The sequence below is a fragment of the Mesorhizobium sp. M5C.F.Ca.ET.164.01.1.1 genome (assembly GCF_004792125.1).
Lineage (GTDB): Bacteria > Pseudomonadota > Alphaproteobacteria > Rhizobiales > Rhizobiaceae > Mesorhizobium > Mesorhizobium wenxiniae.
In genome coordinates, this window is the sequence record NZ_SRTG01000470.1 from 1 (window position 1) to 302 (window position 302).

The window sequence follows — 302 nt, forward strand, 5'->3', positions numbered from 1 at the left end:
CCGACAGGCTGCTCGACGTGGTGACGCGTCTCACCACCCTCCACGAAGGCGGCCGCGCCTCGCCCTGGGCCGTATCGGATGCGCCGCCGGATTTCATCCAGGCGCAACTGAAGGGGATTATTGGCCTGCGCATGCCGATCACGCGGCTCGAAGGCAAGCGCAAGATGAGCCAGAACCGCAACGCTGCCGATCGTGCCGGTGTCGCCACTGGTCTAGCAGCGAGCGACCGGCCTTCGGATCGCGACGTCGCCCAACTGATCCCGTCTTGACATCCGACCCAGTCCAATTGCCAGCGAGCCGCT

At 65.9% G+C, this 302-nt stretch carries 1 protein-coding gene; it reads left to right on the forward strand.

The window, feature by feature from the left end; translation table 11 throughout:
- A partial coding sequence (locus EN807_RS34325; RefSeq protein ID WP_189522705.1) for an FMN-binding negative transcriptional regulator occupies window positions 1-269 on the forward strand: 269 nt, incomplete at its 5' end.
- Between the last annotated feature and the right edge of the window lie 33 nt (window positions 270-302).